We start from the raw sequence: 4417 nt of genomic DNA, 5'->3' as shown, positions 1-4417 counted from the left end.
GCCCAGACGCTCCGACAGCGCCTCGATCAGCTGGGCCTTGTTGGCCATTTCCGGTCCTCCAAGAAGAACTCTTCGTCCACGGCCACGTCGGCCGACTAGCGCACACGGTATTACCAACGCAGCACAAATTCCAAACGGCGCGCGGAAATTTCCCTTGCATCGGGGGTTGTTCCGCCTCCGGAGGGACCCGTCGGGGCCGCTTGGGAGGTGCCGTTCGGCGTGGTTTCGAAGGTTTCAACGCCACCTGGGGTGGGGCACGGATTCCGAGCTCGGCAACGGAAACCGTGCCCCTGACCAGGGCTAGGAGGCCGCGATCGGGACGGTCACGGGCTTCCAGGACGGGCGGGCGGACTCGAACTCGGTGATCTCTTCGGCGTGCCGGAGGGTGAGGGCGATGTCGTCCAGTCCTTCGAGCAGCCGCCAGCGGACGTAGTCGTCGATCTCGAACGGCGCGGTGAAGTCCTTGGCTCGTACGGTCTTGGTCTCCAGGTCGACCGTGACCTCCGTGCCGGGCTCGTTCTCGAGCAGCTTCCACAGCAGCTCGACGTCCGACTGCGCGCACTGCGCGGCCACCAGGCCGCCCTTGCCGGAGTTGCCCCGGAAGATGTCGGCGAAGCGGGCGGAGATCACGGCGCGGAAGCCGTAGTCCATCAGCGCCCACACGGCGTGCTCACGCGAGGAGCCGGTGCCGAAGTCGGGACCCGCGACCAGGACGCTGCCCCGGTCGAACGGCTCCTGGTTGAGGATGAAGTCCTCCTGGCCGCGCCAGGCGGCGAACAGGCCGTCCTCGAAGCCGGTGCGGGTCACGCGCTTGAGGTACACGGCCGGGATGATCTGGTCAGTGTCCACGTTGGACCGGCGCAGCGGGACCCCGACGCCGGTGTGCTGGGTGAACGGTTCCATGGTGGGAGCTCCCTGTCTTGGATGTCAGAGTCTCGGGCGGGAGAGGCTCGGGCCTCAGACGGTGGCGGGGACCAGGTCGTCGGGGGAGGAGAGCGTCCCCCGGACGGCCGTGGCCGCGGCCACGAGCGGCGACACCAGGTGCGTGCGCCCGCCCTTGCCCTGCCTGCCCTCGAAGTTGCGGTTGGAGGTCGAGGCGCTGCGCTCGCCGGGGGCGAGCTGGTCCGGGTTCATGCCGAGGCACATCGAGCAGCCCGCCTGCCGCCACTCGGCGCCGGCCGCGGTGAAGACCTCGTCCAGGCCCTCCTCCTCGGCGGCCTTGCGGACGCGCATCGAGCCGGGCACCACGAGCATCCGGACCGAGCCGGCCACCTTGCGCCCGCGCAGCACGTCCGCGGCGGCCCGCAGGTCCTCGATCCGGCCGTTGGTGCACGAGCCGAGGAAGACCGTGTCCACGGTCACCTCACGCAGCGGCATCCCGGGCTTCAGGTCCATATAGGACAGGGCCTTCTCGGCGGCGAACCGCTCGTTCTCGTCGGCGATGGCGGCCGGGTCGGGCACGTTCGCGCCCAGCGGCAGGCCCTGGCCGGGGTTGGTGCCCCAGGTCACGAACGGGGTCAGCTGGTCGGCGTCGAGGTGCACCTCGGCGTCGAATTCGGCGCCGTCGTCGGTGCGCAGCTCGCGCCAGTTCGCCACGGCGGCGTCCCAGTCCGCGCCCTGCGGGGCGTGCGGACGGCCCTTCAGGTAAGCGAACGTCGTCTCGTCGGGGGCGATCATGCCGGCGCGCGCGCCCGCCTCGATCGACATGTTGCAGACGGTCATGCGGGCTTCCATCGAGAGCGCCTCGATGGCCTTGCCGCGGTACTCGAGCACGTAGCCCTGCCCGCCGCCGGTGCCGATCTTGGCGATCACGGCGAGGATCACGTCCTTGGCCGTGACGCCGGGGCGCAGCGTGCCGTCGACGGTGATCGACATCGTCTTGAATGGACGGAGCGGCAGCGTCTGGGTGGCGAGCACGTGCTCGACCTCCGAGGTGCCGATGCCGAACGCCATCGCGCCGAACGCGCCGTGGGTGGAGGTGTGACTGTCGCCGCAGACCACGGTGGTGCCGGGCTGGGTGAGGCCGAGCTGCGGGCCGATGACGTGCACGATGCCCTGCTCCGCGTCACCCATCGGGTGCAGCCGGACACCGAACTCCTTGCAGTTGCGGCGAAGGGTGTCGACCTGGGTCCGGGAGACCGGATCGGCGATCGGGAGGTCGATGTCCACCGTCGGGACGTTGTGGTCCTCGGTCGCGATCGTGAGGTCGGGACGGCGCACCGGGCGCCCGGCCAGCCGCAGGCCGTCGAACGCCTGCGGGCTGGTCACTTCGTGCACCAGGTGGAGGTCGATGTAGAGCAGGTCCGGCTCGGCGCCTTCGCCTCGGCGCACGAGGTGGCTTTCCCACACCTTCTCCGCCAGCGTACGGGCCTTGCCGGTCGGGCTGGTCATCTTCGGCTCCTTCCAATGGGGTCGGCGGGAGCAAGGAACTCGGGCGACGCGGCGAGGACGTGGCGAGCCACGTCACGTGCGCAGCTCGAGTTCGTTTTTCCCAGATTCTGGACTTCCCAAAGTGCGGGAAGTTAGTATCGAGTCGTGGGACAGCATAGCGGTATCGGAGTACTGGACAAAGCCGTGGCGGTGTTGCAGGCCGTGGCCGAAGACCCCTGTGGGCTCGCGGAACTGTGCACTCGCACAGGATTGCCGAGAGCCACAGCACACCGCCTCGCCGTGGGCCTCGAGGTGCATCGCCTGCTGCGCAGGGGTCCGGACGGGCGCTGGCGGCCGGGCACCGCGCTCGCGGAACTGGCGGGCGGTTCGACGGACCCGCTGCTCGACGCGGCGGGATCGGTGCTGCCCAAGCTGCGGGACATCACGGGCGAAAGCGTGCAGCTGTACCGGCGGGACGGCGTTCAGCGTGTGTGCGTCTCGACGGCCGAGCCGCCGAGTGGCCTGCGCGACACCGTCCCGATCGGTTCCCGCCTGCCGATGACGGCCGGCTCCGGCGCGAAGGTCCTTGCGGCGTGGTCGGATCCGCACACCCAGCGCACGATCCTGGCCGACGCCGTCTACGGCGAGCGCACGCTGCTCGAGGTCCGCCGCCGCGGCTGGGCGCAGAGCGTCGCCGAACGGGAGCCGGGCGTGGCGAGCGTTTCGGCGCCGGTGCGCGATTCGTCCGGGACCGTGGTGGCCGCGGTGTCGGTTTCCGGTCCCGTCGAACGGATCGGCCGCAAGCCGGGCGCCCGCTGGGCCGCCGACCTCCTCGCCGCCGCCGACGCCCTGCAAGAGCGCCTCTGACTCGCTGCCCTCCCACCACGCCCGAACCCGGCCGTCTCCCCTCGCCGAAGGGGAGACGGCCTTTGTTTTCGGATGTGCCCGGTCAGGCCTGCCCGGTCTCGAAGCGCGCGATCTTCCCGTCGCGCACCACGAAGTGCCAGCGGGTGCGCATGCCGCCCCAGGTGGCGTTGGAGTAGGTCGTCACGAACGACCGGCCGCCGTCGGCCACGGACTCCAGCGAATCCGTGTCGAGATGGCCCTGGGAGCTGAAGATCTCCCGCTCGGTCCAATCGCCGAGGTCCCGTTCCGTGCCGTCGTCGGACATCGCGGCGTCGTCGGTGAGCGCGGCGCGGAACGCCGCCCTGTCACCCGCGTTCAGCGCGGTCACGAAAGCCAGCACAGCGTGGTCGGTCAGCTTCTCGCTCATGCGCGCATTGCACCAGGGCAACGGGGCACCGGCAACCGCGAGCGCTGCGGTTGCCGGTGCGCCGAGCGGGTGAACGCGCGAGGCGCGCCGAAACCGGCCGCACTGGACGGATCTGACCGAACTCCTCCGGCCACGCGCGCCGCACCGGCCCCGATCGCCGCACAGCGGGCGTTCGAGCGAGAAGGTCCTGTACGCGCAGGCGACCCTGACGTTGCCAAGACCACCTGATCCCCGCGCGGGTCGCCGTCCTCCGCGACCACCTTCCACCCCGGCCGTCACCCCCGTCCCCCTCTCCCAGATCACAGAGCCGGTCTGATCGTCCTCAGTGGACGCCACCGGGTTTGCTCGAGTGCTCGCGCCGGGTCCGGGCTGTCGGCTCGCCCGACGCCCAGTCGCGCCCCCGCGCGCCGCCCTCACAAGGCCGACACGCGGGCCTCCGAAACCCGGTCGGCCGATCGTCCGGACAGTCGTTTGTGGACCACGGTATTTCACCGACAGGCACAGGACTTCCGGCGAAACCGCTGATAGAAGCCCTTTTGCCGTCGCCAATCGAACAGGAGAGCGAATGTCCGGAGGCCGTCGGAAGCCTCTCCGGAGACCCCGGATTGCCTTGGGTACAAGGAAACTCGAAGGGTCCCGTTTGGACTTTGCAACGTCATGGGTAATACTGTATTGAGGTTCGGCCGACGTGGCCGTGGACGAAGAGTTCTTCTTGGAGGACCGGAAATGGCCAACAAGGCCCAGCTGATCGAGGCGCTGTCGGAGCGTCTGGGC

At 69.9% G+C, this 4417-nt stretch carries 4 protein-coding genes; 1 reads left to right on the top strand and 3 read right to left on the bottom strand.

Annotated elements, in window-relative coordinates; all coding sequences use genetic code 11:
• Positions 1-300: 300 nt before the first annotated feature.
• Both leuD and leuC read right to left on the bottom strand, forming a co-directional pair.
• Positions 301-903 (bottom strand): 3-isopropylmalate dehydratase small subunit, encoded by a 603-nt coding sequence (gene leuD / locus BMY97_RS45635; protein WP_091629914.1) that lies wholly within the window; start codon positions 901-903, stop codon positions 301-303.
• A 54-nt stretch (positions 904-957) separates the two neighbouring features.
• Positions 958-2391, bottom strand: coding sequence for a 3-isopropylmalate dehydratase large subunit (gene leuC / locus BMY97_RS45630; protein ID WP_091629912.1), 1434 nt, complete (start codon positions 2389-2391; stop codon positions 958-960).
• Between the two features lie 144 nt (positions 2392-2535).
• Between leuC and BMY97_RS45625 the strand changes: the two genes are divergently transcribed.
• Positions 2536-3237: an IclR family transcriptional regulator gene (locus BMY97_RS45625; protein WP_177231881.1), complete on the top strand. Its 702-nt coding sequence runs from the start codon at positions 2536-2538 to the stop codon at positions 3235-3237.
• Positions 3238-3319: 82 nt separating this feature from the next.
• Here the strand turns inward: BMY97_RS45625 and BMY97_RS45620 are convergent, their stop codons facing one another.
• Positions 3320-3643 carry a nuclear transport factor 2-like protein gene (locus BMY97_RS45620; protein WP_091629909.1) on the bottom strand — a complete coding sequence of 108 codons (324 nt, stop codon included), beginning with the start codon at positions 3641-3643 and terminating at the stop codon, positions 3320-3322.
• Positions 3644-4417 lie beyond the last annotated feature (774 nt).

This window comes from Amycolatopsis saalfeldensis, from assembly GCF_900110575.1.
Lineage (GTDB): Bacteria > Actinomycetota > Actinomycetes > Mycobacteriales > Pseudonocardiaceae > Amycolatopsis > Amycolatopsis saalfeldensis.
The sequence above is the reverse complement of the archived record's forward strand: the minus strand, read 5'-3'. Positions and strand labels throughout refer to the sequence as shown.

What these genes read in the sequence shown, in the direction of transcription:
- BMY97_RS45620 (WP_091629909.1), bottom strand. Translation starts at nt 3,643, where the DNA reads ATGAGCGAGAAGCTGACCGACCACGCTGTGCTGGCTTTCGTGACCGCG.
- leuD (WP_091629914.1), bottom strand. Translation starts at nt 903, where the DNA reads ATGGAACCGTTCACCCAGCACACCGGCGTCGGGGTCCCGCTGCGCCGG.
- leuC (WP_091629912.1), bottom strand. Translation starts at nt 2,391, where the DNA reads ATGACCAGCCCGACCGGCAAGGCCCGTACGCTGGCGGAGAAGGTGTGG.